Origin of the sequence: Rhodococcus sp. BE178, from assembly GCF_050433545.1 — a bacterium.
Classification (GTDB): domain Bacteria; phylum Actinomycetota; class Actinomycetes; order Mycobacteriales; family Mycobacteriaceae; genus Prescottella.
Genome location: NZ_JBNPXA010000019.1, coordinates 23,854 through 49,968 on the forward strand (window position 1 = coordinate 23,854; position 26,115 = coordinate 49,968).

Annotated in this window: 20 protein-coding genes; 13 read left to right on the forward strand and 7 right to left on the reverse strand. The window is 64.8% G+C overall.

Going from position 1 to position 26,115, the window contains the following annotated elements:
• The first annotated feature begins 96 nt into the window (after positions 1-96).
• Genes J2X34_RS25110 through J2X34_RS25120 form a run of 3 tightly spaced genes read left to right on the forward strand, consistent with a single transcriptional unit; the run spans position 97 to position 9,039 of the window.
• Positions 97-6,681 (forward strand): SDR family NAD(P)-dependent oxidoreductase, encoded by a 6,585-nt coding sequence (locus J2X34_RS25110; protein ID WP_429520041.1) that lies wholly within the window; start codon positions 97-99, stop codon positions 6,679-6,681.
• On the forward strand, positions 6,668-7,876 hold the full coding sequence (locus J2X34_RS25115) for a Rieske 2Fe-2S domain-containing protein (RefSeq protein ID WP_429520042.1): 1,209 nt from the start codon (positions 6,668-6,670) through the stop codon (positions 7,874-7,876). Before J2X34_RS25110 ends, J2X34_RS25115 begins: the two co-directional genes overlap by 14 nt.
• A gap of 8 nt (positions 7,877-7,884) precedes the next feature.
• Positions 7,885-9,039, forward strand: coding sequence for a thiolase family protein (locus J2X34_RS25120; protein WP_429520043.1), 1,155 nt, complete (start codon positions 7,885-7,887; stop codon positions 9,037-9,039).
• Positions 9,040-9,095: 56 nt separating this feature from the next.
• Here J2X34_RS25120 and J2X34_RS25125 read toward each other — a convergent pair whose 3' ends face one another.
• Together J2X34_RS25125 and J2X34_RS25130 are read right to left on the reverse strand one after the other, a co-directional pair.
• Positions 9,096-9,995 (reverse strand): SDR family NAD(P)-dependent oxidoreductase, encoded by a 900-nt coding sequence (locus J2X34_RS25125; protein WP_429520044.1) that lies wholly within the window; start codon positions 9,993-9,995, stop codon positions 9,096-9,098.
• Positions 9,995-11,263 carry an NAD(P)/FAD-dependent oxidoreductase gene (locus tag J2X34_RS25130; protein WP_429520045.1) on the reverse strand — a complete coding sequence of 423 codons (1,269 nt, stop codon included), beginning with the start codon at positions 11,261-11,263 and terminating at the stop codon, positions 9,995-9,997. The genes J2X34_RS25125 and J2X34_RS25130 overlap by 1 nt, the downstream gene beginning before the upstream one ends.
• Before the next feature lie 444 nt (positions 11,264-11,707).
• Here J2X34_RS25130 and J2X34_RS25135 point away from each other — a divergent pair, with 444 nt between their 5' ends.
• Both J2X34_RS25135 and J2X34_RS25140 read left to right on the forward strand, forming a co-directional pair.
• Positions 11,708-12,520: a hypothetical protein gene (locus J2X34_RS25135; protein ID WP_429520046.1), complete on the forward strand. Its 813-nt coding sequence runs from the start codon at positions 11,708-11,710 to the stop codon at positions 12,518-12,520.
• Between the two features lie 50 nt (positions 12,521-12,570).
• Positions 12,571-13,467 (forward strand): SAM-dependent methyltransferase, encoded by an 897-nt coding sequence (locus J2X34_RS25140; RefSeq protein ID WP_429520047.1) that lies wholly within the window; start codon positions 12,571-12,573, stop codon positions 13,465-13,467.
• 60 nt (positions 13,468-13,527) lie between these two features.
• On the opposite strand, the gene J2X34_RS25145 is transcribed toward J2X34_RS25140, so the two are convergent.
• Both J2X34_RS25145 and J2X34_RS25150 read right to left on the reverse strand, forming a co-directional pair.
• Positions 13,528-15,063 (reverse strand): alpha,alpha-trehalose-phosphate synthase (UDP-forming), encoded by a 1,536-nt coding sequence (locus tag J2X34_RS25145; protein WP_429520048.1) that lies wholly within the window; start codon positions 15,061-15,063, stop codon positions 13,528-13,530.
• Positions 15,064-15,094: 31 nt separating this feature from the next.
• Positions 15,095-15,268: a hypothetical protein gene (locus tag J2X34_RS25150; RefSeq protein WP_174908216.1), complete on the reverse strand. Its 174-nt coding sequence runs from the start codon at positions 15,266-15,268 to the stop codon at positions 15,095-15,097.
• 138 nt (positions 15,269-15,406) lie between these two features.
• Between J2X34_RS25150 and J2X34_RS25155 the strand changes: the two genes are divergently transcribed.
• Complete coding sequence (locus J2X34_RS25155) at positions 15,407-17,104, forward strand: ABC transporter ATP-binding protein (protein WP_429520049.1); 1,698 nt, start codon at positions 15,407-15,409, stop codon at positions 17,102-17,104.
• Positions 17,101-18,906, forward strand: coding sequence for an ABC transporter ATP-binding protein (locus J2X34_RS25160; RefSeq protein ID WP_429520050.1), 1,806 nt, complete (start codon positions 17,101-17,103; stop codon positions 18,904-18,906). Before J2X34_RS25155 ends, J2X34_RS25160 begins: the two co-directional genes overlap by 4 nt.
• Here J2X34_RS25160 and J2X34_RS25165 read toward each other — a convergent pair.
• Entirely contained in the window at positions 18,853-19,695 is an 843-nt protein-coding gene (locus J2X34_RS25165; protein WP_174908220.1) for a tyrosine-protein phosphatase, read from the reverse strand. The genes J2X34_RS25160 and J2X34_RS25165 overlap by 54 nt on opposite strands.
• 331 nt (positions 19,696-20,026) lie before the next feature.
• Between J2X34_RS25165 and J2X34_RS25170 the strand changes: the two genes are divergently transcribed.
• From J2X34_RS25170 to J2X34_RS25185, 4 genes are all read left to right on the forward strand, one after another.
• Positions 20,027-20,194 (forward strand): hypothetical protein, encoded by a 168-nt coding sequence (locus J2X34_RS25170; protein WP_429520051.1) that lies wholly within the window; start codon positions 20,027-20,029, stop codon positions 20,192-20,194.
• A gap of 52 nt (positions 20,195-20,246) precedes the next feature.
• Positions 20,247-20,414 carry a hypothetical protein gene (locus J2X34_RS25175; RefSeq protein ID WP_429520052.1) on the forward strand — a complete coding sequence of 56 codons (168 nt, stop codon included), beginning with the start codon at positions 20,247-20,249 and terminating at the stop codon, positions 20,412-20,414.
• Between the two features lie 336 nt (positions 20,415-20,750).
• On the forward strand, positions 20,751-21,293 hold the full coding sequence (locus J2X34_RS25180) for an HNH endonuclease (protein WP_174908222.1): 543 nt from the start codon (positions 20,751-20,753) through the stop codon (positions 21,291-21,293).
• 25 nt (positions 21,294-21,318) lie between these two features.
• Positions 21,319-21,567, forward strand: a complete 249-nt coding sequence (locus tag J2X34_RS25185; RefSeq protein WP_429520053.1) for a WhiB family transcriptional regulator — start codon at positions 21,319-21,321, stop codon at positions 21,565-21,567.
• Between the two features lie 62 nt (positions 21,568-21,629).
• On the opposite strand, the gene J2X34_RS25190 is transcribed toward J2X34_RS25185, so the two are convergent.
• A complete protein-coding gene (locus tag J2X34_RS25190; RefSeq protein WP_429520054.1) occupies positions 21,630-22,253 on the reverse strand; it encodes a hypothetical protein in 624 nt (207 codons plus the stop codon).
• Between the two features lie 28 nt (positions 22,254-22,281).
• Positions 22,282-22,404: a hypothetical protein gene (locus J2X34_RS25195; protein ID WP_429520055.1), complete on the reverse strand. Its 123-nt coding sequence runs from the start codon at positions 22,402-22,404 to the stop codon at positions 22,282-22,284.
• A 264-nt stretch (positions 22,405-22,668) separates the two neighbouring features.
• On the opposite strand from J2X34_RS25195, the gene J2X34_RS25200 reads away from it, so the two are divergent.
• Both J2X34_RS25200 and J2X34_RS25205 read left to right on the forward strand, forming a co-directional pair.
• Positions 22,669-23,472 (forward strand): alpha/beta fold hydrolase, encoded by an 804-nt coding sequence (locus J2X34_RS25200; protein WP_429520056.1) that lies wholly within the window; start codon positions 22,669-22,671, stop codon positions 23,470-23,472.
• A gap of 29 nt (positions 23,473-23,501) precedes the next feature.
• Complete coding sequence (locus tag J2X34_RS25205; RefSeq protein WP_429520057.1) at positions 23,502-26,099, forward strand: condensation domain-containing protein; 2,598 nt, start codon at positions 23,502-23,504, stop codon at positions 26,097-26,099.
• The last annotated feature ends 16 nt before the right edge of the window (positions 26,100-26,115 follow it).

Sequence of the window (26,115 nt, forward strand, 5' to 3'; positions counted from 1 at the left end):
TTGTTCGTCCATACGGCCGGAATCGGTGTTGAATCTCTTGCGGCGTTGGGGTTCCGGCGACCGAATTTCGGGAAGAAGTTGGAGGAGATCGTACTGATGACTGATGACGCAAAGCTCCGGGAATATCTCGAACGAGTGACGGTCGAGCTGCGTAGAACAAAATCCTCTCTATCCGCACTCGAAGCGTCGTTGTCGGAACCGATTGCGATTGTCGGCATGGGTTGCAGATTTCCAGGGGGAATCGATTCGCCCAAGGCTTTGTGGCAGGTTGTGGATTCGGGTACCGACGTAGTGGGGTCGTTTCCTGAGGACCGTGGATGGAGGCTCCAGGATCTCTTCGACGACGACTGGGAACGCAAGGGAACGACCTACGCGAGGGAGGGAGGTTTCCTGGACTCCATCGCGGACTTCGACGCGGGATTCTTCGGTTTGTCGCCGCGGGAAGCGCGTGTAACGGACCCTCAGCAGCGACTGACGCTCGAGGTGGTCTGGGAGGCACTGGAGCGCGCCCACGTCGATCCTGCATCCTTGCGCGCCAGCAATACGGGCGTGTATCTCGGCGCCATTTTCGACGAGTACGGAGATCGACTCCGTACCCCGTCAGGCGGTATGGGCGAATACGAAGGTCAAGTTCTTCTGGGGAATTCGCGAGGAATCCTCTCCGGACGTATCGCATATGTACTCGGTCTAGAAGGGCCGGCGATCACTATCGATACGGCTTGCTCGTCCGCGCTCGTCGCGCTTCATCAAGCGGTGACGTCGTTGCGGATGGGGGAATGTGACCTGGCAATCGCCGGCGGCGTGACGATCATGGCCACGCCGTCATTTCTCTTGGAGTTCTCCAGACAGCGGGGGGTGGCGGCTGACGGTCGAAGCAAGGCATTCTCCGCCTCGGCCGACGGTATGGGCGTTGGCGAGGGTGCTGGTGTCGTTGTCGTGGAGCGACTTTCGGATGCCGTCCGCAACAACCGTCCAATACTTGCCGTCGTACGCGGGTCTGCGGTCAACCAAGATGGCGCATCGAATGGATTGACGGCACCTAATGGCCGAGCCCAGCAACGCCTCATCCGCAGCTGTCTAGCAAATGCCGGCCTGGGTTTCGAGGACGTCGATGTGGTCGAAGCTCACGGGACCGGTACCAAGCTGGGAGACCCCATCGAAGCAGAGGCGTTGCTTCGCACGTACGGGCAGGCTCGGCCGCCGGAGAGGCCGCTCTGGTTGGGCTCGGTGAAGTCGAATATCGGCCACTCGCAGGGTGCAGCGGGGATCGCGGGAATCATCAAGATGGTCGGCGCCATGCAGAACGAAGTGCTACCGAGGACATTGCATGCGGATACGCCTACGCCGCTGGTGGATTGGCAGTCCGGCAACGTCCGGCTACTCCAGGAACCGCGACAATGGCCAGTGGCGGACGACAGGCCACGGCGTGCCGGCGTCTCTTCGTTCGGTGTGAGTGGGACAAACGCTCATGTCATCCTCGAGGAATACAGCGTGCAACAGGACTCGCACCGGCCTGAGGCGCGTGACGCGTCGGACCCGCCGGTGCCGTTCACACTGTCTGCGCGGAGCGAAGTCGCGCTCGAGGCCTATGCGTCGCGGCTCCTCGACCATCTGTCCGATCGTCCAGACGTCGATCCAGTTACCCTCGCGCGGTCACTGTTTCACACCCGCACGCACTTCCAGCACCGCGCTGTCGTCGTAGGTCGGTCGGTGGAGGACTTCGCCATGGGACTTCGATCGCTGGAGACCAACGGGTTCGACCATATGACCATTACCGGACGGGCGAAGGCGCGGAAGGTGGCGTTCGTGTTTCCCGGGCAGGGATCGCAGTGGGACGGGATGGGGCGCGATCTGCTGGAGAGTTCGGCGGTGTTTGCGGACAGCATCGACGCGTGTGACGCCGCGTTCGCCGAGCACCTTGGATGGTCGTTGCGGAGCGTTATCAGCGGTGCTACGGACAGCCCTGCGTCCGACCGTGTCGACGTGGTCCAGCCCCTCCTGTTCGCCATCAACGTGTCGCTCGCAGCGATGTGGCGGTCCCTGGGCGTCGAGCCGTCCTGCGTGATGGGGCATTCACAAGGTGAGATCGCCGCCCTCCACGTGGCGGGTGCGCTCTCTCTGGAGGACGCGGTACGGGTGGTTGCGCTGCGGAGCCGGTCGATTCGCGAACTTGCGAGCGGTGGCGCGATGGCCGTGATCAACGCAGCCCCCGAATCGGTGTCGGCAATCCTCGGTGGCCGGATCGATGTTTCCATCGCGGCTGTCAACGGGCCACGCACCGTCGTCATATCCGGCGAGTCGTCCGCGGTCGATCGCATTGTCGGGGAATGCGATTCGTCGGGAGTGACCGCCCAACTGATCCCAGTCGACTACGCGTCCCATTCGCCGCAGATGGATGTGCTATTTTCGCGCTTATCGGATGCCCTCGGCGACATCGTGCCGCGCCCGTCGGGTATCCCGTTCTATTCGGCCGTGACCGCAACGCTCGAGGAGCCGGGTGATCTGGGTAGCGCCTACTGGTTCGAGAACCTGAGGCGGCCTGTCGATTTCGTGGGAGCCGTGAGGTCTGCGCTCAGCGACGGAGTCGATGTGTTCATCGAAGTCAGTCCTCATCCGGTCCTGGTTCCTGCGCTCGAGCAGATATTCGACGCGGAATCGAGCGATTTGACGGCAGTCGGTACCGTCAATCGGAACGACGCCGAGCGGACGTCCCTTGTCCTCAACGCTTCACGGTTGTTCTGCTGCGGCGTAGATGTCGATCTCGACGCGGTGGCCCCCGTGGTTCGGGACGCTGTCGGTACCGTCGATCTGCCGACGTATCCGTTCGAGCGCAAGCGATACTGGGTGGATCCGCCGGAAGTGGTCGGGATTTCATCCGGAACTGAAGAAGTTCAACATCCATTTGTCGGTAGCATGGCGCGACTGGCTTCCGGCGATGCAGTTCTCTTCTTCGGCGAGATATCTCCGGTGAAGCAACGGTGGCTCCTGGATCATGCAGTCTGCGGGCAGGTGCTGGTTCCTGCAACAGCTTTGCTCGAGATTTCGATGTTCGCGGCCAAGAGTCTGGATATGAGCCGGCTGGACGAACTCACAATCGTCACGCCGATCGTGATTCCAGACCGTGAAACCGTAGATATCCAAATAGTGGTGAAGTCGCCTGGTACTGATTCTTGCCCGATCGAAATATATGCTAAGAGTGGTTGCCTGGAAACGGGAGGTTCGGCGGAATGGGTACTCAGTGCGACCGGGGAGCTCCGCGGGGAGGCCGCGGGGGGGCTGAACTCCCGTAGTCTGGGCGAATCATGGCCGCCCGGTGTGGTGCGTGAGATCGATGTGTCCGAGTTGTATCTCAAACTCGATGCGGCCGGTTACCAGTACGGGCCTACTTTCCGCGGACTCTCGAGAGCGTGGCAGGCGGAGTCCGGCGTGTATGCCGAAATTGATTGTCCAGCAGAGATATTCGATCAGATCCCGCTCTTCATGATCCATCCGGCGATGCTGGATTCGGGGCTTCACGGTGTCGTCGATGCTCTTTCGCTCGGCGCCTCGGGGATGATGCTTCCCTTCTCCTGGAGGGGTGTCGAGTTCTCGGAGATGAAACCGAGCAAGTTTCGAATCGCGATTTCCATGCGCGAATCGGCGAGCATCGAAATTTGTGTGTATGACGGTCATGGGCAGGCGATCTGGTCGGCGGATTCATTGTTCATGCGATCGCTTCCGTCGGAGGGCTTCGCATCCCGGCGATCGGGAGTGGACAACCTGTTCGACCTTCGTTGGGAACGACTGACCCGGACCCAGGTCCCCTCGGGGAAGGAACTCGGCGAAGTCGCCGTTCTCGGAAAACCGGTCGGGGAGTTTGCCGAAGTTCTGGACGCCGCGAGCGTTACCTTCCATGAAGACATGGACTCCCTGCTGAAGGACATCGAAAACGGGCGAGAAGTTCCATCCCTCGTAGTGATCGATCTCGTGGGGACGGGTTCGGAGGACGCAGCACCCTCGCTGGAGCTAGTCACAGTCGTGGTGTCAGAGATCCAGCGGTTCCTGACCTCGGACAAGTTGAGGAATGCGCGTCTTTCTCTATTCACTGTCGGCGGTGTCGCGTGCGCGGGTGCGGACGCGCGTTTTCCGTCAGCCGGGGCTGTGTGGGGCGCCGTCAGAAGCGTTCAGATGGAGCACCCTGACCGGGTACGACTGATCGACATCGACAGCCCTGTGCTCTCTTCCGACAGGATCCATGACGTTCTCAATGCGGATGATCCTCAGTTCGCGGTCCGGCGGGGGCAGGTCTTCGTCCCGAGGTTGGAGAGGCTCGGAACGGCAGGTCCGCGCGACCCGCTGACGATTCCCGCGGACGGTAGCGACTGGCGGCTGACCGTTGGGAACGACGGCGTGATCGACAGCGTGGCGCTTGCGGCTGTCGATACCGTTGGTTCCGAGCTGAGCAGCAATCAAGCTCTGATCGAGGTCAGAGCCGCGGGCCTCAACTTCCGCGATGTGCTCATAAGCTTGAACTCGTACAACGGAGTTGGAAGCGCGGGCAGCGAATGTGCCGGCGTCGTGACAGCGGTTGCGGACAACGTCTGCGACATAGCAGTCGGCGACAGGGTCTTCGGCCGATGCATCGATTCACTGAGTTCGATTGCCGTAGCGGACGCTCGCGAACTCGTCCGTATGCCCGATGACTGGACGTTCGCGGAGGCGGCGGCAATGCCCATCGCATACGGCACCGCCTACTACGCCCTCGTCGATCTGGCGGACCTGCGGCGTGGGGAGCGAGTGTTGATTCACTCCGCGGCGAGTGGCGTCGGTATGGCGGCGGTCGGGCTGGCACAGCACTTGGGGGCTGAGATATACGCGACGGCGAACCCCGAGAAGTTTGCGGTCCTTGAATCCATGGGTATTCCGCGTGACCACATCGCGTCGTCCCGAAATGGAGATTTCGAGGAGGTCTTCGCACGTCGGACCCGGGGAGCGGGCATGGACGTGGCACTCGATGCGTTCTCCGGCCGACTGGTGGACGCGACATTGCGACTCATGGGTAGTACGGGCTCGCGGTTCGTCGAGATCGGACGCGCCGACCTCCGTGACCCGGTCGAGGTAGCGCAGGCATATCCGGGAGTCGACTACAAGGTCTTCAACTTGCTCGGGATGTCACCGGAACAGGTCGGCGAGCGGCTGCGGACGATTACCGATCTGGTTCGGGACGACCTGTGGCGTCGGATCCCGGTCAGGGCCTGGGACATTCGTCTAGTTCGGGATGCCCTCCGGCATATGGGTGATGGACGTCAGGTCGGAAAGAATGTCGCTACGATGCCGCCCGTAGCGCTGAGATCGTTCCGCGACGGAACGGTTCTCATCACCGGCGGCACCGGAATGGCTGGATCGAACGTCGCCCGTCATCTGGTTCGGCAATGGGGCATTCGCAACCTGGTTCTTGCCTCGCGGAGCGGTGTCGATTCTCCTGGGGCCGTGGAGCTGTCGTCGGAGCTGGAAGCGATCGGCGCCTCGGTCCGGTTTGTTGCCTGCGACGTCTCGAATCCCGACGCGGTCTCGCGTCTGGTCGACTCGATCACTGCGGACTTCCCACTGATCGGGGTGGTGCACTGCTCGGCGGTCCTCGATGACAAGGCGGTGGAATCTCTGGATGCCGAGTCGATTTCGAAGGTGTTCGACACGAAGGCGACCGGTGCATGGAATCTGCATGCGTCGACCGCGGATCTGGACCTGGCGTTCTTCGTCGTGTTCTCCTCGGTCGCAGGAGTACTGGGCAGCCCGGGCCAAGCCAACTACGCGGCTGCCAACGGGTATCTCGACGGTCTGGTGAGGTGGCGGCGGAGCCTGGGTTTGGCCGGTACGTCGATCGCGTGGGGGCTCTGGAGTGAGCCGAGTTCGTTGACCCAGAACATGCTTGCCAGCGACATCAATCGGCTGAAGCGAATCGGATTGATCGGCATGGAGTCCGAGGAGGCGCTGGATGCGTTCGATCGCACGGTGCTCTCTGCGTGTGCGGTTCCAGTCGCAACACGGCTCGACGTGGAGTCTGCGATGTCGCGGCCCGAGCACCGGCAGTTCGCGAGTGTCTTCGAGAACCTGGTCAAGAAGCGCGGGGGAGGACGAGGGGCCGAACCGGCGACCACGAGCCCTGAGCTCAGCACCACCCTCTTGTCCGCGCCGGCGAACCGACGGAACGACATCGCGTTGACGTCGATACAGCGTGAAATTGCAGCCACTCTCGGGTTGGAGTCCGCCGCTGAGGTCGAGCCCGATGTCGCGTTCCGATCTCTCGGATTCGACTCACTTACCGCTGTCGAACTGCGTAATCGGTTGAACAACCGAACGGGACTTCGTCTACCGACCACCATCGTTTTCGATCGACCAACGCCACGGCAGCTCGCCACGGCAATCGTCGAAGCTCTTTCTGAAATCTCTTCGGTCGACCCCGACGATGCCGAACTCGATGAGGTGGAGGCACTTCTCGCCCAGCTAGAGAACGCAATCATGAAGTCGGGCAAGCTGTTAGAAGATTCGGTCCTGATCAGGGGGCGAATCGACGCGTTGCTCGAAAGCGTCGGGGTCGGATCCGGTGACGAGGGCGGCGAACGTAGCGTCTCGGAACTGTCCGACGACGAGCTGTACGAAGCCATCGACCGGGAGATCGGGGCAGGCAATGATGGGCGGTGATTTCGAGATGGCAGATTCAATCGAATGCTCGGACAGTCGATCGGATGGCGAACTGCGTTTCCGTGAGATCGATACCGGAATCGACCTCGACCGATTCGCGCGGGGATGGCACTGTCTGGGCCGCGAGCAGGATTTCCTGGACGGACTTCCACACGCGGTCGATGCCTTCGGCGGCAAACTTGTGGTTTTCGCGGACTCGGCGAAGCGGATCCGTGTACTCGATGCGTATTGCAGGCACATGGGCGCGGATCTGAGTCAGGGGACTGTCAAGGGTGATTCCATAGCCTGTCCTTTCCACGATTGGCGATGGGGCGGTGACGGACGGTGCACGGAAGTGCCCTACGCCCGTCGCGTCCCTGCCCTTGCTCGTACACGTTCCTGGCCTACGATGGTCGAGAACAAGCTGTTGTTCATTTGGCATGATCCGGAAGGTCGGCCACCGAGCGTCGGAACTCAGATCCCCCGAATCGACGAGATCTTTACCGATGAATGGACTGACTGGATATGGGGTGGTGTCCAGGTCGAGGGCTCAAACTCCAGAGAGATTATGGACAACATCGTCGATGTGGCCCACTTCTTTTACTTGCACTTCGGTATTCCTGACTATTTCAAGGTCAGTCTTGACGGTGAGAATGCGGTGCAAAGCATCGGGATGGCTGGGCGTAAGGATATCGGGCCAGGCCGGGATTTCGACGGGTCGATGTACGTGGATTCTGTTGCGGCATATTTCGGACCGGCATACATGGAGAATCGACAGCATTTCAACTACAGCGGAATCGAAATGGATGCGATCGCTGTGTTCACCCACTTTCCGGTGAGTAAGAACGTGTTCAGACTGCAGTGGGGAATAGCCGTAAACAAGACTCCGGGATTCGACGATAAGGTTATCGATCTCGTGGCCCGTCGCCTCTATGACGCGGCAACCGAGGGATTCATGCAAGATGTGGAGATCTGGAGAAACAAAACCAAGATGGAAAATCCGCTTCTGTGTGACGAGGACGGGCCGGTCTATCAGCTACGTCGGTGGTACAACCAGTTCTTTATCGATGTACACGATATCGCGCCGGACATGCATGCGAGGTTCGAATTCATCGTGGATACGACGTGGTCGCGGGAGCGTTGGGAAGCGGAGGTCGCGAGCCGCATAACTGCAGAATCAGAACGACTCGAGGAAATGGCGGATGCGAGCGAATAGGGGAGATTATGCGTGAAACGGCTATCTTGGCTGCGGTTCGGACACCATTCACCCGTGCTTTCACCGGCGGGCTCGGCCAGGCATCGGAGTTCGATCTTGCGAAGTCTGTGATCGAAGGGTCGTTGGTCCAATCGGGCCTGCCCCCGGAAGCGGTCGATGACGTCGCGCTCGGTGAGGTTTACCAGGGAGGCGGATGCATCGCGAGATACGCGGCGCTTGACCTCGGGCTGCCGGTCGATACGCCAGGGGTCGCGATCGGGGGTTTCTGTGCATCCGGGATGCTTGCCATTCATCACGGCGTTGCGGGCATACGATCCGGAATGAGCCGCGCTGTGATCGCCGGTGGAGTCACGTCTGTAACGCATGCGCCGGTGACCTATCCGATGTCGGCGGACCCGGCGAATTCTGCGCCGGTCTGGTCGCCGAGTCATCCCAGCACTTCGGCCGCTCCTGCAGGGGACTTGACCTTCACCATCGGTGAGGCCACCGCGCGCTCGTTGGGCATCGGACGCGAGGAACTCGATGAATGGGCAGTGCGGGCTCACGCGCTGGCAGTGTCCGCGCTGGACAAAGGGATCTTCGATGCCGAGAAGGTCTCCGTCCGTCTCGCGGCTGGCGGGACGGCCGAGGCGGACGAGTTGCCCCAGCGGGGAGTCACAGCAGAAGGATTACGTGAGTTGGAGCCTGTCCTCGGACCCGGAAACACAGTCACTGTGGGGAACCAGACCGGCCTGACCGATGGTGCAGCGGCGCTGTGCTTGAGCGGTGGACGGGAAGCTGGGGATTTCGGAATCAAGCCGCTGGGCTTCGTGACCGGATGGGGTAGCGCCGGGGTCGAACCCAACGAGAGCATGTCCGCGGCGTTCGTGTCCGTACGAAGGGCACTGACAGTCGCGGGCGTCAGGTTGGACGACGTCGATCTGTTCGAGATTCACGATTCCTTCGCAGTAATCGGTCTGGCGTTCGAGAAGGGCTTAGAGATCGAACGGGAGAAGATCAACGTTCTGGGCGGCGGTCTGGCGTTGGGACATCCCTTCGCAGGGTCGGGCGCGCGAACCGTCGTCACTCTGGTTCATGAACTCCAACGACGTGGAGGTGGGACCGGTCTGGCAGCAATTCTCGGTGCGGGTGGACTCGCGACAGCAACGGTGGTTCAAGTTTGAAGGGAAGCGCCCGGCCAGATGAATGGACCGCGATTGTCATCCGCGGTGGCGGGAGCTCAAAGATCGTAGTAGACGCCGGTCGCTGTCTCAGATCTTGTCCACAGTTTTGCGGCCAGATCCGAGTCCAGCGCCGTCTTGCTGGGCCGCGTCAATGCAGGTAATCCCCGGATCTGAAGAAGGCCTGACGGGCCGACGAGGGTTCCGCCGGTGATTTCGGGGACCGTGGAAGCGTGAATTGCAGGGAGGCAACCCGACTCCGGGCTCTGGCCGGCGACGGCGCAAATCGCCTTCCATGCGATATCGCCGATCGGGGACTCGGTGTGCAACCCTACCGTAGTTCGGCAAATTCCAGGATGGACGGCGACGGATTTCAACTGACGACCCGACGAGGTCAACCGGCGGTGCAGCTCGTTGACGAAAAGGAGGTTGGCGAGTTTGGACTGACAGTAAGCGCCGAATGGGGTGTACCGACGCCGTTGCCAACCAAAATCGTTCGGATCCAACGTCCCCATGTGGAGGAGGCCCGCGAAATGATGCGCCATACTGGAAACGACGACCACTCTGTCCGTGATCTTATCGAGGAGGAGGCCGATCAGTGCGAAGTGGCCGAGATGATTTGTTGCCATGTGCAACTCGAACCCGAGGCTTGTTTGTTTGAACGGAACAGCGGAAATTCCGGCGTTCGCTATTACTACATCGACGGTGTCGACGGACTCCGCGAACTGAGCGATCGAGATGGCGTCGGTCAGGTCCAGTTTCAGTGAGGTCACCCTCGGACTGATCGACGCCGCTAGAACTTGGGCTCGTTTCGTATCGCGACAGGCCAGTATGACATTGGCGCCTCGGTCGGCGAGGACCCGGGCAGTGGCAGCTCCCAACCCGCTGTTGCCGCCGGTGATGATGAAGTTTCGTCCGGACTGATCGGGGACGGATACATGAGATTCATTCCGTTGCACTATCGAACCTTCCCTGTTCCGTTCCGGTGCCGATCCCCGAAACCTCCGAGATTCGACAGGCTTGCACGGGCCATTGCGCGAGGGGTGAACAGGGTCAGTGGTGATTTGTTTCGGGTGCTCACCCCGAAAAGTTGGTCTGCTATCCAGGGATCTCGTGTCGCCGCGCGATAAAGGAAATCTACGACCGACGAGAATTCGCGGCGATGGCTGAAGTCGATCGCTGCGTGTTGATGAGGCAACAAGTGCCACCGGTGTCGCAGTTGGTAGCGGAACAGAGCTCGATCCAGGCCGGCAGTCGACCCGGAACCGTCGAGAACCGAGGAGACTTCGTCAGCCAACCATTCAGCCGATTGCAGCGCCCAGCCGCAGCCGGCACCAATCAGGGGGTCAGTCACCATTGCAGCGTCGCCGATCAGGGCAACTCCTTTTCGAACGATCTTCCGACGTAAGACCATCGGGTAGTCCCGCGTGCCGATGACATCCGATAGTCGGGTCGCACTCGACAGATCCGGGGCGGAATCGAGGCCGATGAACGTTTTGCATAACGCGCCCTCCCGGTCGCTCATGAACTCACCGATACGCTCCTTGTCCGGCATCGCAGCAACGACAACCACGCCATCGTCGTGGACGGAAATGGATGCCGCGTCCGGCTCGAGTAGCCAGACGCGCAGGCTCTGATCGTCGGGAACAACGACGTCTCGATACTGTGCAAAGAAGGTGAACCGTCGATTCGGATACTGCTTACCCGGTAGATCTGATTGACACGCAACCCGCGAGTGGCGTCCATCGGCGCCCACGACAAGGTGACTGTCGACTCGATGTGTGGTGCCACGGGACGCGAACTGGACGCCATCGACTCGATCATCGGACGAGCGTGTGAGCCCGATGACCTTGGCGCCTAGAACAAGTTCCACCCCAGGTGTTTCCGCGGCAACCCGACGAATGATGGGGTCGAGGGTTTCGCGACGAATATTATAGCCATAATTTGGTCGGTTCGGGGTCGGACTTTCCCGTAGCCATCCATGTCTTGTCCACAGGCTGTCGCGCGTTCGAACTCCACCGGCATCTTCGATTTCGGAGTGTATCCCGAGCCTTCTCAATGTGGGCACAGCGCTCGATCGAATGACATGCGTGCACAGCCGTTTGTATGAGTTTTCGTGTGTGTGGGTCTCGAGAAGGGCTACCTTCAGTCCTTTCCTGCCGAGGAGGATTGCGGCAGCACTACCGGCGAGACCGGCTCCAGCGATAACTACATCATATTCAGGCACTGGTCCTCCTGTAGCGGCGGGAAGATCGAATCCAGCGTAGCCGTCGGATCGGGAAGGATTGCAGGTTCGACGATATTCGTAGAAATCACCGCCTGGGGGACGGTATGGGCGTGTTTGGTCAATTCACTCATGTATTGAGCCGCCCGCGGCTAGAGTCGAGAGTCGTGGGGCCTCCATTGATGTGGATGCATGCCGGCGGTGGCCAGAGCGTTCGGGTTAGCAGCCTTTCGTTCGGTCGGTTCCTGCGATCGCTCGGTGGTTAGCTTTCGGAAGCGAAGTCGGGGAGTACTTCTACGCCGTTAAGGAGGGCAGCCTCAGGCCTCAGGCTAAATCTCTCGCCGCCGCGTCGCCACCGGGGCGTGGGTGGGATTCGTATCGGCGGGGTCAGGGTCGACGCGGATGCGGTGGATTCATGTTTTCTGCAGCTGGAATTGAGGAGTTTATATGTCTGTTCTCGACAGCAGGAACTCGGGCCGATCGGTGGCATCACGGGTCCCGCTGCTTGGCTGGATCGTCAATTTTTTGGTGAGAAGTTCTGAGCGGGGGTCGCTCCCGAAGATTATCTACGGGGCCGTCACGGAGATGACGGTTGTGGCGGTCTTGATCATGCTTGCCCTGTACATCTGGGTTTTTCCAGACGGCTCTTCAACCGACGACATCGTCTACTTCTTCACCACATATCGCGGCTATGTCAAGGCTGCGATGCTCTTTGCGGCCTTTCTGTTCGTGCTTCTGTTGTGCATTAGTGGGGCGATTGCGGGGCGGTTGTTCAGTCTGGATTCCAGTCCGGGGCACAGGGTGAGTTGGATCGGCTTCGGAAGCGACATAGCTGTCATGACGATATTTGCGATGATCACCGGAATAACGGCATCGGTAAATCTGCTGGCCGGTCAGGTTTCTGCAGATATCGTACACGCCCTCCATGTTGTCAGCTTCACGTCTGCGTTCATTCTGGGCGGGCTCTGGATTCCCTTTCTTGTGTCATTTATATTGATTTCTGTCCGATCGCGAGAATTTCCGATTTGGCTTAATTGGTTCGCGGTCTGCACAGTGATCCTGAACGGTTTCAGCCTGTTCGCGTGCCTGACTCTATCCGGGCCGTTCAACGGCCAGAACGGCTTGTTGGCACTCGGGGGTGCAACGGTCGGACCCATACCATTCTTGTTCTTTGTCTCCGCCCACATCTTCCTCCAGGAAGTTTCTGAGAAGGCCGTGAAGGTCAAGGCTGATTTGGGGATGGTTCAGCAGGCCGTGTAAATCAATCGTCGGAAAGGTTGCGAATGGTTGTAGGGATTTCTTTAGGAGCTGTGACCGATGGGCGCGACGGCATTGTTTCCAGGACTCGACGCTGGCTGAGTGAAGGTGTGAAGTTCCTCGGGTTGGTGTTCCGAGTGGGTTCTGGTACGTCGAGTATCGGACGTGCATACGACATCATCGGAAGTCGAAACTGGTTCTCTGAGAGTTCGTTGTTCTTGAACCTCGGCTACTGGGTAGGCGCGCCGACCAGCCTCGATGAGGCAAGTGCTCAGTTGGCGCGTCTCGTTGCGCGGGAAGCTGATCTCGAAGCGGGGGATGTGGTTGTCGACGTCGGTCCGGGGTTCGGAGATCAGAATGTCCTGTGGTTGAAGGAGTTCGGACCACGGCAGATCGTCGGAGTCAACATATCCGCTACTCAGATCAAGCTTGCAGAAGATCGGGCGCGCGACTTGGGGATGTCCGATAGGATTATCTATCGGGAAGGGTCCGCGTCTGCCCTTCCCGTTGGGAACGGTTTTGCGAGCAAGGTAGTCGCCCTCGAGTCTGCTTTTCATTTTCCATCCCGCCGAGAGTTCTTCTCAGAGGCCAATCGAATATTGGCTGATGGCGGCCGAATTGTCACGGCGGACATGATAATGAAAGGTGCCCGAAAGGAAGCAAGGCGCAAGTATTCCTGGCTGAGGCGGTACTACGACAACGAGTTCGTGGATATTGACGGCTACACGCGGATGCTCGAGGAATCGGGCTTCTGTAATGTCCGCGTCTACTCGATATCGGATCAAGTGTTCCTGCCGTTTGCGCGCTATGTGAAGGCGCGTAAGCGCGACCGCGCGGTGCGTCATGTCAACCCGATGGTCAGGGTGTTCTACGGTAGTACCTCAATCAAGGCGCTGGCGCGCACCTGTGACTATGTGGTCGCTGTAGGCGACAAGAAGGCAATCGGATAGAGGTCTACCAGCCGGCGTCGGGGAAATGCCCAGCACTCGACGTCGGCGGGGTGGAGCCCGTCAGTTCTGCTCCGTGTACTCGCCGTCCGCGGGCAGCAGAGCCGCCCCGGCGACGCCCTGCTGGCTGAGTGCGTCGAGGAAGGACCGGGCCCAGCGGTCGACGTCATGGGCCAGGACCTGGCGGCGCAGGGCGCGCATGTGGCGTCGGCCGTCCTCCCGGTTCTGGTTCAGTGCTTCCTCCATCTTGTCCTTGACGTCGTCGAGGTCGTGGGGGTTGCACAGGAAGGCCTGGCGGAGTTCGGCTGCGGCGCCGGTGAATTCGCTGAGCAGCAGGGCGCCGCCGAGGTCGCTGCGGCACGCGACGTACTCCTTGGCGACGAGGTTCATGCCGTCACGCAGCGGCGTCACGAGCATGACGTCGGCAGCGACGAAGAACGCGATCAGCTCGTCGCGGCCGATGGGTCGGTGGATGTAGTGCACCACCGGGCGGCCCACCTCGGCGTACTCGCCGTTGATTCGGCTGACGGTCTGCTCGATCGCACCACGCATCTGGACGTAGCTCTCCACACGCTCCCGGCTGGGGGTGGCGAGCTGCACCATGACGGTGTCGGCCGGATCGACCCGGCCCTCGTTGAGCAGCTCGTACAACGCGTCGAGTCGGACGTCGATGCCCTTGGTGTAGTCGAGGCGGTCTACGCCGAGCATGATGTGCTTGGGGTTGCCGAGTTCCTTGCGAATCTGCTTGGCGCGGTCGCGAATCGACTTGCGCCGGGACAGCTCGTCGAGCTTGCCGGAGTCGATGGAGATCGGGAAGGCGCCCACCCGCACGGTGCGGAATCCGACCTGGACGACGCCGAGCTTGGACCGCACACCGACCGTGCCGCGCGAGGTCTGCTGGCCGGCGAGACGGCGCGCGAGGAACATGAAGTTCTGTGCGCCGCCGGGCAGATGGAAGCCGATGAGGTCGGCACCGAGCAGTCCCTCGACGATCTCGCGCCGCCACGGCATCTGCATGAACAGCTCGACCGGCGGGAACGGGATGTGCAGGAAGAAGCCGATGGTCAGATCGGGGCGCAGCATCCGCAGCATCTTCGGCACCAGCTGCAGCTGATAGTCCTGGATCCAGACGGTGGCACCCTCGGCGGCCGCCTCGGACGTGGCCTCGGCGAAGCGCCGGTTCACCTCCACGTAGGCGTTCCACCATTCACGCCGGTACTCCGGCTTGACGATGACGTCGTGGTACAGCGGCCACAGGGTGGCGTTGGAGAAGCCCTCGTAGTAGTCCGCGACCTCCTGCGAGCTCAGCCGCACGGGGTACAGGTCGAGGCCGTCCTCGACGATGGGCTCGAGGTCCACGTCGGGGACGCCCGGCCAGCCCACCCAGGCGCCCTTGTTGTTGCGCAGGATCGGCTCGAGGGCCGTGACGAGACCGCCGGGGCTGCGCTTCCAGCGCGTGGTGCCGTCCGGCAGCTTCTCGAGATCGACCGGCAGACGGTTTGCGACGACGACGAAGTCGGATCCTCCGCGCTCCGCGTCATCGGAGTCGGCGCCCGCAGCGCCCTCGGAACTGTTCGATAATTCCGAGAGCTCAGCCACGGATTTCCTACTCTTTCTCAGTCGTCGTTCGTCAGTCGAGCTTCGCGGCAGGTCCGATGCCGAGCATCGAGAGCAGCATGCGGCACTCGTCGGCGTCCGTGGCATACGCAGCGACGACGCGCTGGGCCTGCCGGGCGGTCTCGTCGGCTACGGGCTCGAGGTCCTCGTCCGCGATCTCGTTCTCGGCGGTCGTCTTCGCGGCCATCTTGTTCCTTCCGGCTTGCTGCTACTTCACGAGCAGGTAGTTCCTGACTGCGACTCTATGAGAACTGCCCCGGTCAGCGCCACTCACCACCGGGTTAGGGTCTACTAACACACGCTGTGGTCGAGGGCTGGAGGGTTGATGGCAGGTGGTACCGCGGTGCTGCGCCGCACGTTGGCACGGAATCGTGCGCGTCTGATCGCGGGCACGGTCCTGGTGAGCCTGCATCAGGTGGCGGAAACGGCGGTGCCGATCGCGATCGGCGTGATCGTCGACCGCGCCATCGAGACCGGCGACGTCACCGCGCTGGTGGTGTGGCTGGCCGCGCTCGCCGCGCTGTTCGTGGTGCTGACGTCGGCGTGGCGTTTCGGTGCCCGATTCATCGTCGTCGCCGTCCAGCAGGAGGCGCATCGCCTCCGCGTCGAGGTCGCCGGACGGATCCTCGATCCGCGCGGGGTCCGCACCGACCTGCGGGCCGGTGAACTGCTGACGGTGTCCACGTCCGACGCGGACCGCGAGGCCTGGATCCTCGACGTGGTCCCGCGCGTCGCGGCCGCGCTCACCGCGTTGATCGCGTCGGCGATCGCGCTGCTGTGGATCGACGTTCCGCTCGGACTGGCGGTGCTGATCGGCACCCCCGTCGTGCTCGGCCTGCTGCAATTGGCGGCGCCGTTGATCACTCGTCGGGTGACGGCCCAGCAGGAGACCACCGCGCGGGCGGTGGGCATGGCGACCGATCTGGTCAGCGGTCTGCGGCCGCTGCGGGGCATCGGCGCGGAGGCCACCGCCGCGCGGCGCTACCGCGACGTCAGCCGCGGCGCGCTGGCCGCGACGATGCGGGCCGCGAAGGCGACCGGTGTGTTCGTCGGGGTGTCGACGACGGTCAGCGCGCTGCTCGCGGTGGCGGTGGCCGGGTTCGCGGGCTGGTTCGCGCTCGACGGCCGCATCTCGGTCGGCGAGCTGATCACCGTCGTCGGCCTGGCGCAGTTCATCTCGGAACCGCTCGGCATGCTCGCTCGGGTGCCCGGCTACTACGCGAACGCGCGGGCGTCGGCGGATCGTCTCGCGTTGGTGCTCGACGCCGAGCCGCTGCTGCCGACCGGGACCGTCGAACCCTCCGGCGCGAGCGACGTGCGGCTGCGGTCGGTCGCGTACCGGTCCCTCGACGGCGTCACCCTCGACGTCGCACCGGGCGAGCTCCTCGGAATCGTCGCGTACCGGCCCGAGGACGCCGAGGCGCTCGCCGAGGTCCTGTCGGGGCAGGTGCCGCCCGACCGTCGCGCGGGCGAGGTGCGGATCGGCGGCGTCGACGTCACGGAGCTGGGGCTCGTGCACGCGCGCCGCACGATCCTCGTCGAACCTCACCACACGGATCTGTTCGCCGGCACCGTCCACTCCAATGTCACGGCCGGGGCCGCGGACGCCGACCACGACGTCGTGCAGCACGTGCTGCGGGCGTCGGCCGCCGTCGACGTCGTGGACGCGCATCCGGACGGTCTCGATCACGAGGTGACCGATCGGGGCGCGAGCCTGTCGGGTGGTCAGCGGCAGCGGGTCGCGCTCGCCCGGGCGCTGGCGGCGCAGGCCCCGGTGCTGGTGCTGCACGATCCCACCACCGCGGTCGACGCCGTGACCGAACACGCGATCGCCGACGGCATCGCGGCCGGCCGTCACGGTGGCACCCGCGCGCACTCGACGATCCTCATCACCAGCAGCCCGGCTTTGCTGTCCGTCACCGACCGCGTGGTGGTCCTCGCGGACGGCCGCAGCGCCGCCGAGGGCACCCACGCCGGGCTGTCGGCCACCGACGAGAACTACCGGAAGGCGGTGCTGCGATGAGCGCCCCGGAGCGGCAGTTGCTGCCGATCGCGTCGGCCTCGGAGAGCTGGCGCTGGCTGCGCGGCGAACTGGGCCGGCACAAGGGCCTGGCGACACTGACCCTGCTCGTCGGGCTGATCGCGGCGGCGGCCGCGGTGGTCCCGGTGTACGTGTTCGGTGTCCTCGTCGATCGGGTGTGTGAGGGCGCCCCGGCGTCGACGATCGTCGGGGTCGTCGCCGTCATCACGGCCGCCGCGATCGTGGCGGGCGCGCTCACCGGGCTGGGTTCGTATCTCATCGCACGCCTGGGCGAGGGCACGCTGGCGCGGCTGCGGGAACGGGTGGTGGCGCGGGCGCTGCGGCTGCCGATCCCGACGGTCGAACGCGTCGGCAAGGGGGATCTGCTCTCCCGCGTCGGCGACGACGTCTCGGTGATCGGCAAGGCCGTCGCCGACGTCGTGCCGGGACTGGTGTCCGCGCTGCTGCTGGTGGTGCTGAGCATGGTGGCGATGGTCGGCATCGACTGGCGGCTGGGTCTGGCCGGGATGGTCGCGCTGCCGATGTACGCGCTCGCGCTGCGCTGGTATCTGCCCCGGTCGGGCCCGCTGTACGCCGAGGAGCGCGTCGCGATGGGGCGGCGCTCGCAGGCGCTGATCAGCAGCATGCAGGGTGTGCGCACGGTCCGTGCGTACGGACTCGAGGACCGTCATCTCGCGGACATCGACCGGGCGTCGGCGGAGGCGCGTGATGTTGCCGTCGGGGTGTTCGGGCTGTTCACCCGCTTCGCGGGGCGTGGCAACCGAGCCGAGTTCGTGGGACTGGCGGTGATCCTCGCGGTCGGGTTCGCGCTCGTGAAGCAGGACGTCGTCACCGTCGGTCAGACCACCACCGCGGCCCTGCTGTTCCATCGTCTGTTCAACCCGATCGGCACGCTGCTCTTCACGTTCGACGAGGTGCAGTCGGCCGGCGCGAGTCTCGCCCGACTGGTGGGCGTGCTGCGGATCCCGGAGTCGGACGACGAGGGCAGGACCACCGACCCTGCCGATGCGTCACTCGAGTTGGTCGATGTGCGGCACAGCTACGACGACGACCACGAGGTGCTGCACGGCGTGAGCGTGCGGATCGAGCCGGGGGAGCGGGTGGCGCTGGTCGGTTCCACGGGCGCCGGCAAGACGACGCTCGCGGCGCTGGCGGCCGGTTCGCTGCTGTCGACGTCGGGCGCGGTGCGGCTCGGCGGCGTGCCGATCGCCGACCTCGGGGACCGGCTGCGGCGTCACGTCGCGATCGTCAGCCAGGAGGTGCACGTGTTCGCGGGCCCGCTGATCGAGGACCTGCGGCTGGCCCGGCCGGACGCGACCGTGGACGACGTCACCGCCGCACTCGACGCGGTCGGGGCGCTGGCGTGGGTGCGCGCCCTCGACACCGGCCTCGACACCGTCGTCGGCGAGGGCGGCCATGCGCTGACGGCGGCACAGGCGCAGGAGCTGGCACTGGCCCGGTTGGTGCTGGCCGATCCGCCGGTCGCGGTCCTCGACGAGGCGACCGCGGAGGCCGGCAGCGCCGGCGCCCGCGAACTCGAACGGGCCGCCGATGCCGCGACCCGGGGTCGGACGACGCTCGTGGTGGCGCACCGGCTGACCCAGGCGGCGGCCGCCGACCGCGTCGTGGTGCTCGAGCACGGCCGGATCGTGGAACAGGGCACTCCCGCCGAATTGGTCAGCGCAGGTGGCCGTTACGCACAGCTGTGGGCGGCTTGGGAGGGCGCCGGTTCAGGCGAGCAACTTGGTGCGCAGGGCGTCGACGGTCTGCTGATCGACACCTAGCCCCTTGCGCACGTAGTTCTCGACGCTGCCGTACAGCCGGTTCACCTGCGCGAAAGAGGCGTCGAGCCAGGACTTCTCGACGGCGTCGGAGCGTCCGAGGTAGGTGTTGCTGGCGAGGAAGTCGGCGTACACCGTCTCCTTCGGGACCCCGAGCAGCGTCAGCAACACCGCGGTGCCCCAGCCGGTGCGGTCCTTGCCGGCGCTGCAGTGGTAGACCGTGGCGCCGTCGGTGTTGCCGGCGATCGCCGTCAGCAGGTCGCGGAACGCGACGTCGGAGCCGCGGTAGGTGACCATGAACGGGTAGCCGATGGACTGGCCGATGTCGGACGATCCGTTGACCGCCGCGTCGATCAGCGCGCGGCCCAGCGTGAGCGGCACGAACTCGTGGAATGCGATCCCGTGCTCGAACGAGACGACATCGGCCACCTGATAGCGGACGCCCTCGGGGATCCGGTCGGGGTCGTCCTTGCGCTCCCACATGTTTCGCAGGTCCACGTCGAGCGTGACGTTCGCGGCGGTCAGCGCGGCCTGATCGGCGTCGGTGAGCGAGCTGAGCCTGTTCGACCGGAACACGAGGCCGGTGCGGACCCGCTTGCCGTCGGACGTCTCGTAGCCGCCGATGTCGCGGAAGTTCTTCGCGCCCTCGAGGCGGATCGCGGTGGTGGGCTCGGTAGCCGGTTCGGCGGATGCGAGCGGAGCGACGAAGGCCGGCGCCACCAGGGCGAGCACGCCCACCACGAGCAGCAGTAGGCGGTTGACGGCGGAGCGGACGGAGCGTGTCGATCCCATGGGGTCCTCACGTCAGACGGGGTAGGTGAGCGGCCCAGTGCCCCTCTCCGATTCGGTGGGAGGGTAGCCGGTCCGGAGCGGTGGCAGCAGGCGAATCGTCGAACCCGGCAGCGCGCCGGCCACATCCGGACCGCGACGCGCTCGATGTTCACGCGTCCTTCACCCGGCGGCCAGCGGGGGCGCACCTCGTACTATCCGGCGCCACCTGGCTTAATTGGTCCAGACCAATTATCGGATCGGGTCTGGTCACCGCGCCCGAAGACAAAGGAATTCTCGTGAGACGCAAAACTATCGTGATGACTGCCGTGGCTGCGGCGCTCGTCGGACGAAGGTGGTCTCGTCGAAGGTGCTCTCGGACTTCTACTTCATGCCGCGCCCCAACGTCCTGGACATCCCCGTCCCGGATGCGGTGGCGGGCAACACGTACGAGGCCAAGGTCGTGGCGGTGGACGCGTACGGCAATGCCTCCCCCGAGGCGACGCTGACGTTCACTCGCTGACCGTCGACCGGAACGTTCCGAACTGGGGAAGACTGTTGCCGCAGGGGTTGTCGTGCTGTCGCACGGGTTGTCGGTACTGAATCGGCATGCGGCACTCGCACAAACCCTGCGGCAACTAGCCTGTGCGCGACTCGACGGCGGCTTCGATCACGACCAACTCGACGGATCGGATGATCTGGGCCGCATCGAGACCCCCGACTTCGACGGTGACGTGTGCTGATCGTGTCGAAACAATTCCGCCGCGTGGGGCCGGGATTCGTGGCACACTGGGCGCCCGGAAGTCAGCCACGCGATCAGGAAGGAACAGTCGGATGCACATCAATACGTATTCGCAGTGCATGTCGCATCCGCTGATTCAGTGCATGGACCGGCACTCCGAGAATCCTGTCGCCACAGCCGGATTCCGCGTCCTCTGACGCCCCACTTCTCGGGGCGTGCGCGCCCCGACGGTGTAGTCGCCTTCCGGTGATCCACTGGCCGATTCAGGCCGCCACGGGCCGTGCATACCTCGAGAACCCGCCGCTCCCTTTGTGAGAGAACGAGGTTGTCGATTGTCATGGCCCGTATATCCCCCAACGCAGTCACCGCGCGAACCTGGATGAACACCCACGTTCGGGTGCTCAACGTCACGTACGAGGACTTCGACGTAGTACCAGCAGCGCGCGCAATCGTGCTGATCGCCGAAGGGCTCGCCGTCACGCTGGTCGAGCGCACCCCGCGATTCGTGGTGCGCTCCCAGCACGTCGCGTTCCCGCTCCCGTGCACGATCCAGCTGCTCGAGTACGTCCACACACCGCCGCGTCCGGTCGTCGACGACGACTCCCGGGCCGCGTTCCCGGCGATCCTGGTGCGCGATCACTACCGGTGCGCGTACTGCGGCCGGACCGGCGCTCGCACGGTCGACCACGTGTTTCCCCGCAGTCGGGGCGGTGGAGACACGTACGACAACCTGGTCGCAGCGTGTGCGGACTGCAACGGCCGCAAGGCGGACCGGACCCCCGAGGAAGCCGGCATGCCACTGCTGTGGATCCCCCGGGCGCCGCGCGAGGACCTCAAGCGTCAGCGTGCGATCTGGCGCGATCTGACCCCGACGGCGTGAATCACCCTGTAAGGAGGCACAACCGATGACCACCGTGATCTTGGCCGATCTGTTGCCGGTCACCGACGACTGCGACGACTGGGATGTCGCCGCCTGCCGCGGCGACAAGCACCCTGACCGCTGGTTCCCGGACCCGAGCGAGCCGCTCGACTACGCCGCCAGCGTCTGCGCATGCTGCCCCATCGCGGCCGCGTGTGGCGACTACGCCGTGGCCACCCACCAATCCGGTGTGTGGGGTGGACGGGAGTACCGGCGCGGCACCATGGTGCGGTAGCCCGGCGGTTTCGAGGCGGTCGCGGGGTGACCTCGCTGATCACGGGAGTGTTCGTGCACGGCTCAGTCTCGAAACAGCGCCGCGGCCGCGAGTCCGTCGTCCAGGTGCTCGTAATCTCCGATCATCGCAGCGCGAAGGATCGCTTCGTCCATGTCGGACCCGGCGGCCAGCAGTGTCTCGAGTGCCGTGTCGTCTCCGCGCACCGCTGAACCGAACAGGTCCTCGGATGCCTGCTCGAGGAAGTCGGCGAGGGTGGAGAGCGCGGACGTGGGCTCCCGTGACGGGCCCGGCGCCAGCATCATCGGCGCGATGCGCATCGGGTCGTGGCCGACCGCAAACCACCGTCCACTGTCGTACCCGTACGCGAAGTTCGAGATGGCTTCGCTGCATGCTGATTCGAGCCACCAAGGAGTGGATCCGAGGTCCTGCAGCACCTGGCGATTGTCCTCGAGGGTGGGATCGGGGCAGGCGCGATCGAAACCGAAGATCGTCGCCCGACCGTTCGAGAGTCGGGCGAAGTGGAAGTGGGAGCCGCCACCATCGTGGTAGGTGACCCGACCAGCGTCGATGGAGAAGGCACTCTCGAGTTCCGGCAGGGAGAAGATTGCCGCGTGGACGGCAGCCCATCCCGCGAGCATCCGATGAACTGAATCCGGATCCGGTAGTTCGACCTGAATCTGTTCCATGGGGTGTGCTCTGCCGGGCAGCCCGGACCTATTGACCGGCGGGGGGCTCGTGTGCGGCGCTCGACGCGGCGAGCAGCTGGTCGAGCAGCGCCGGGATCGCGTCCTTGGGCTCGAACCCGAACAGGCGGCCGATCGAGGTGAGCATTCCCATTCGTGTCTCCTGAGGTCTCGGTCCGGCCGAAGCCGTGCCCGGTGGGGGAGAAGTGATCTCCGCTGTGCCGTCGGGGACGGTATCAATCGGGTTGGGAGCGCCGACGCGATTCGGCCGAAACCGGGTGTGCGGTGCATTCGAGCAGGGTGACGCCCGGCACCGCCTCACGATCCGGGTCCGGGACGGACTGCGGGGTACCGTTGCCCCAGGATTGGTAGCCCCAGCCCGATCGCAACTAGCCGGAACGTCACGAGGAAGGCCGACATGCCCATCGCCACCATCAACGGGATTCCTCTGAACTACCAGGTCAAGGGTGACGGCGACCTGGTCGTGATGATCATGGGCACCGGAAGCCCCGGCCGGGTGTGGGACCTGCATCAGGTTCCGGCCCTGCTGTCCGCGGGATATCGGGTGTGCACGTTCGACAACCGTGGGATCGCCCCGTCGGGGGAGAGCGTCGACGGCATCACGATCGAGGACCTGGTGGCCGACACGGCGGGGCTGATCGAGCTGCTCGGCGGCGGCCCCGCGCATGTCGTCGGCACGTCGATGGGTGCGCGTGTGGCGCAGGAGCTGGCGCTCGCGCGTCCGGAGTTGGTGCGCAAGGCGGTGTTCCTCGCGGGCCACTCCCGGATGGACCAGTTCCAGCGGACCCTCAACGAGGGCGAGCGCGAGCTCGAGGATGCCGGGATCTCGCTGCCGTCCAAGTACCGCGCCGCCATCACGGCCGTCATGAACCTCTCGCCCGCGACGCTCGCGGACCAGCATGCCGCGCGGGACTGGCTCGACGTCTTCGAGTTCTCCGGCGGCAAGACGTCGGCCGGTGTGCGGGCCCAGCTCGCGATGGACCGCGACTTCGACCGGGCCGACGCCTACCGCGCCATCACCCGTCCGTGCCTGTCCGTCGGATTCGCGGACGATCGGATGATTCCGGCCTACCTGTCGAAGGAACTCGCCGACGCCATCCCGAATGCGGTGTACCAGGAGATTCCGGACACGGGGCACTACGGTTACCTCGAGCGTCCCGAGGCTGTGAACAAGGTGGTTCTGGACTTCCTGGCGGACTGAGACCGACGGGCTGAAGAAAGCTGCAGGACATGACCGGCCTATCGGTGACCGCTGCGCAGTCCCGGATCCTGATCGCACAGCAACCGGATCCGCAGAGCCCCGCACACAACCTGTCGCTTGTCGTCGAGGTCGCCGGTCCGATCGATCTGGATCGGACCGCGGAGGCGATCCGCCGCACCGTCTCCCACGCCGAGGCGCTGCACGTGCGGTTCCGGGCGGGGGAGGACGGCACGCCGCGGCAGGTGCCGGTCCCGGCCGACGCCTGGCCGCTCGATGTGGTCGACCTGCGCGAGGCCGCCGATCCGGAGGCGGCGGCGCAGGCGTGGATGGACCGCGACGCCCGCACCCGCGTCGACGTCGCCGGGGCCGACGCGCTCTTCGCGCACGCGCTGCTGCGGCTCGCCGACGACCGCACCGTCTGGTACCAGCGCTACCACCCCGCCCTCGTCGACGGTTACGGGATCGCGCTGCTCGTCGCCGACACGGTCGCCCGCTGCGACGACCCGGACCTCGAATCGAATGCGGGGGAGTGGGCGCTGCGCGATCTGGTCGACGCCGACCGCGACTACCGCGGCTCGGCCCGGTTCGCCGCGGACCGCGACTACTGGCTCGCCGAGGTCCTCGGATCGCCCGAGCCGCCGCAGCTGTGCGCCGGTGCCATCGACGCGTCGGCGCCCCCCGAATCGACGACCGTCCACATCGACGCCGGCATCGCGGATGCGTTGTCCGCGTTCGCCGCCGACGTCGGTATCCGTCGCAGCCGGCTGCCGATGGCGTTGCTCGTCGCCTACCTGCACCGGATCACCGGACTGCGCGACCTCACGGTGTCCGTGCCGATCGCCGCCCGCGTGGGACGCGGGATCCGTCGCACGCCGGGCGCCGTGTCGACGGTCCTGCCGGTGACGTTCCACGTGGATCCGGACGCCACCGTCGGCGAACTCGCCCGCGCGATCGACGTCCGACTGGTGGCGGCGCTGCGCCACGGCCGCTTCCCGGGCGGGGATCTCGAGCGCGAGGTCCAGGCGATCGACCCGGACCGCCGGGTGTTCGGCCCCGGCATCAACTCCATGATGTTCGAGCATCCGCCCGCGCTGGGCGGTTCGCCCGCCGGCGTTCGGGACCTGGTCACCGGGCCGGTTCGCGACCTCGACTTCTCCATCCTCGGCGGCGGGGACGGTGAACCCGTCCGCATCGACCTGCGGGTTCCCGCGGGTCGGCGCGCGGACCTGCTCCGGCACCAGGATCGGTTGGTGCACTTCCTGTCCCAGTTCTTCGCCGACCCCATGGCCACGGTGGGCACGCTCGACCCGATGACCGACGACGACCGCAGCCCGACGCTGGTCCCGACGGACGGGTCCGGGCCGGTCCCGCTCGCGCCGTCGCAGCGCCTGCACTGGCTGCGGCATCGCGCGGCGGGCAGGTCGGCCCGTGCCGACCACGCGCTGGCGCTGCATTTCGCCGGATCGGTGGATCCCGAGCACCTGTCGCGCGCGCTGGACGACGTCGTCGACCGGCACGCCCCGCTGCGGACATTGTTCGCAACGGACGGGCGGGAGGTGCTCGCGTCCGACGGCCCGCGACCGCGCCTCGAGATGATCGAGATCGGTGACGACGACCTGCAGCGCCGGGTCCACGGACTGGCGCAACTGCGGATCGACCTCACCGAGGAGGCGCCGGTGCGGCTGCACCTCGTGTGCGACGACGCCGGACGGCAGGTGCTGCTCCTCACGATGCACTACCTGGCGGTCGACGACCGGTCGGTGGGTCTGCTTCTCGCGGACCTGTTGTCCGCGTACGCGGCTCGATCCGGTGGCGGCCGTCCGCAGTGGGCGCCGCTCGAGGTGGCGTACCCGGACTACGCCCTCTGGCAGGACCGGTTGCTGGGCGATCCCGCCGACCCGGACAGCAGGCATGCCCGGCAGCTCGACTACTGGCGGAATCGGCTGTCGGACATGCCTGCCCGGCTCCACCTACCGGCCCCGGCCGGTGTCCGCGAGCCCCGGCGCGAGACGATCCGGGTCGAGATCGGCGCGGCGCTGCGCGACGGCATCGACCGCCTCGCGGACCGGACGGAAACCAGCACGTTCATGGTGCTGCAGGCGGCGTTCGCCACGATCCTCACGAGACACGGTGCGGGGAACGACATCCCGATCGGTTCGCTGGTCGCGGGTCGTACGGAGGACGCGCTCACCGGCCTGGTCGGGTGCTTCTCCAACCTGGTGGTGCTGCGTACCGACACGAGCGGCTCGCCGAGATTCGACGAGTTGCTCTCTCGCATCCGAGCGTCGAACCTCGAGGCTTTGGATCATCGGGATGTCGGATTCGCCTATGTCGCAGCCGAACTCGGTGGTCGGGCGGGCACCCGCTACCCGCAGGTGCTGCTCGTCCACGACGAGCAGCCCCGGGTCGACGCCCCCGACGGTGTCCTCGACGGACTTCTGCCGGTTCCGGTCGGGATGCCCTCGGCGGAACTGACACTCGGCTTCCGCGAGCCTGCGGGCGCAGGTCCCGTGCATGCGTACTTCGAGTTCTCCACGGGAGTTCTCGATCGGGATACCGTCGAGCGGTGGGCGCGAGAGATGCCGGTACTGCTGGAAGTGGTTTCGGACGCCGAAGCGCGCGCCTGAGCGGGGCCGCGAGCGA

Excerpts from the sequence above, each read along its gene's own strand:
- J2X34_RS25110 (WP_429520041.1), top strand. The coding sequence starts at position 97 with ATGACTGATGACGCAAAGCTCCGGGAATATCTCGAACGAGTGACGGTC.
- J2X34_RS25115 (WP_429520042.1), top strand. The coding sequence starts at position 6,668 with ATGATGGGCGGTGATTTCGAGATGGCAGATTCAATCGAATGCTCGGAC.
- J2X34_RS25120 (WP_429520043.1), top strand. The coding sequence starts at position 7,885 with ATGCGTGAAACGGCTATCTTGGCTGCGGTTCGGACACCATTCACCCGT.
- J2X34_RS25135 (WP_429520046.1), top strand. The coding sequence starts at position 11,708 with ATGTCTGTTCTCGACAGCAGGAACTCGGGCCGATCGGTGGCATCACGG.
- J2X34_RS25150 (WP_174908216.1), bottom strand. The coding sequence starts at position 15,268 with ATGGCCGCGAAGACGACCGCCGAGAACGAGATCGCGGACGAGGACCTC.
- J2X34_RS25155 (WP_429520049.1), top strand. The coding sequence starts at position 15,407 with ATGGCAGGTGGTACCGCGGTGCTGCGCCGCACGTTGGCACGGAATCGT.
- J2X34_RS25160 (WP_429520050.1), top strand. The coding sequence starts at position 17,101 with ATGAGCGCCCCGGAGCGGCAGTTGCTGCCGATCGCGTCGGCCTCGGAG.
- J2X34_RS25165 (WP_174908220.1), bottom strand. The coding sequence starts at position 19,695 with ATGGGATCGACACGCTCCGTCCGCTCCGCCGTCAACCGCCTACTGCTG.
- J2X34_RS25180 (WP_174908222.1), top strand. The coding sequence starts at position 20,751 with ATGGCCCGTATATCCCCCAACGCAGTCACCGCGCGAACCTGGATGAAC.
- J2X34_RS25185 (WP_429520053.1), top strand. The coding sequence starts at position 21,319 with ATGACCACCGTGATCTTGGCCGATCTGTTGCCGGTCACCGACGACTGC.
- J2X34_RS25190 (WP_429520054.1), bottom strand. The coding sequence starts at position 22,253 with ATGGAACAGATTCAGGTCGAACTACCGGATCCGGATTCAGTTCATCGG.
- J2X34_RS25195 (WP_429520055.1), bottom strand. The coding sequence starts at position 22,404 with ATGGGAATGCTCACCTCGATCGGCCGCCTGTTCGGGTTCGAGCCCAAG.
- J2X34_RS25200 (WP_429520056.1), top strand. The coding sequence starts at position 22,669 with ATGCCCATCGCCACCATCAACGGGATTCCTCTGAACTACCAGGTCAAG.
- J2X34_RS25205 (WP_429520057.1), top strand. The coding sequence starts at position 23,502 with ATGACCGGCCTATCGGTGACCGCTGCGCAGTCCCGGATCCTGATCGCA.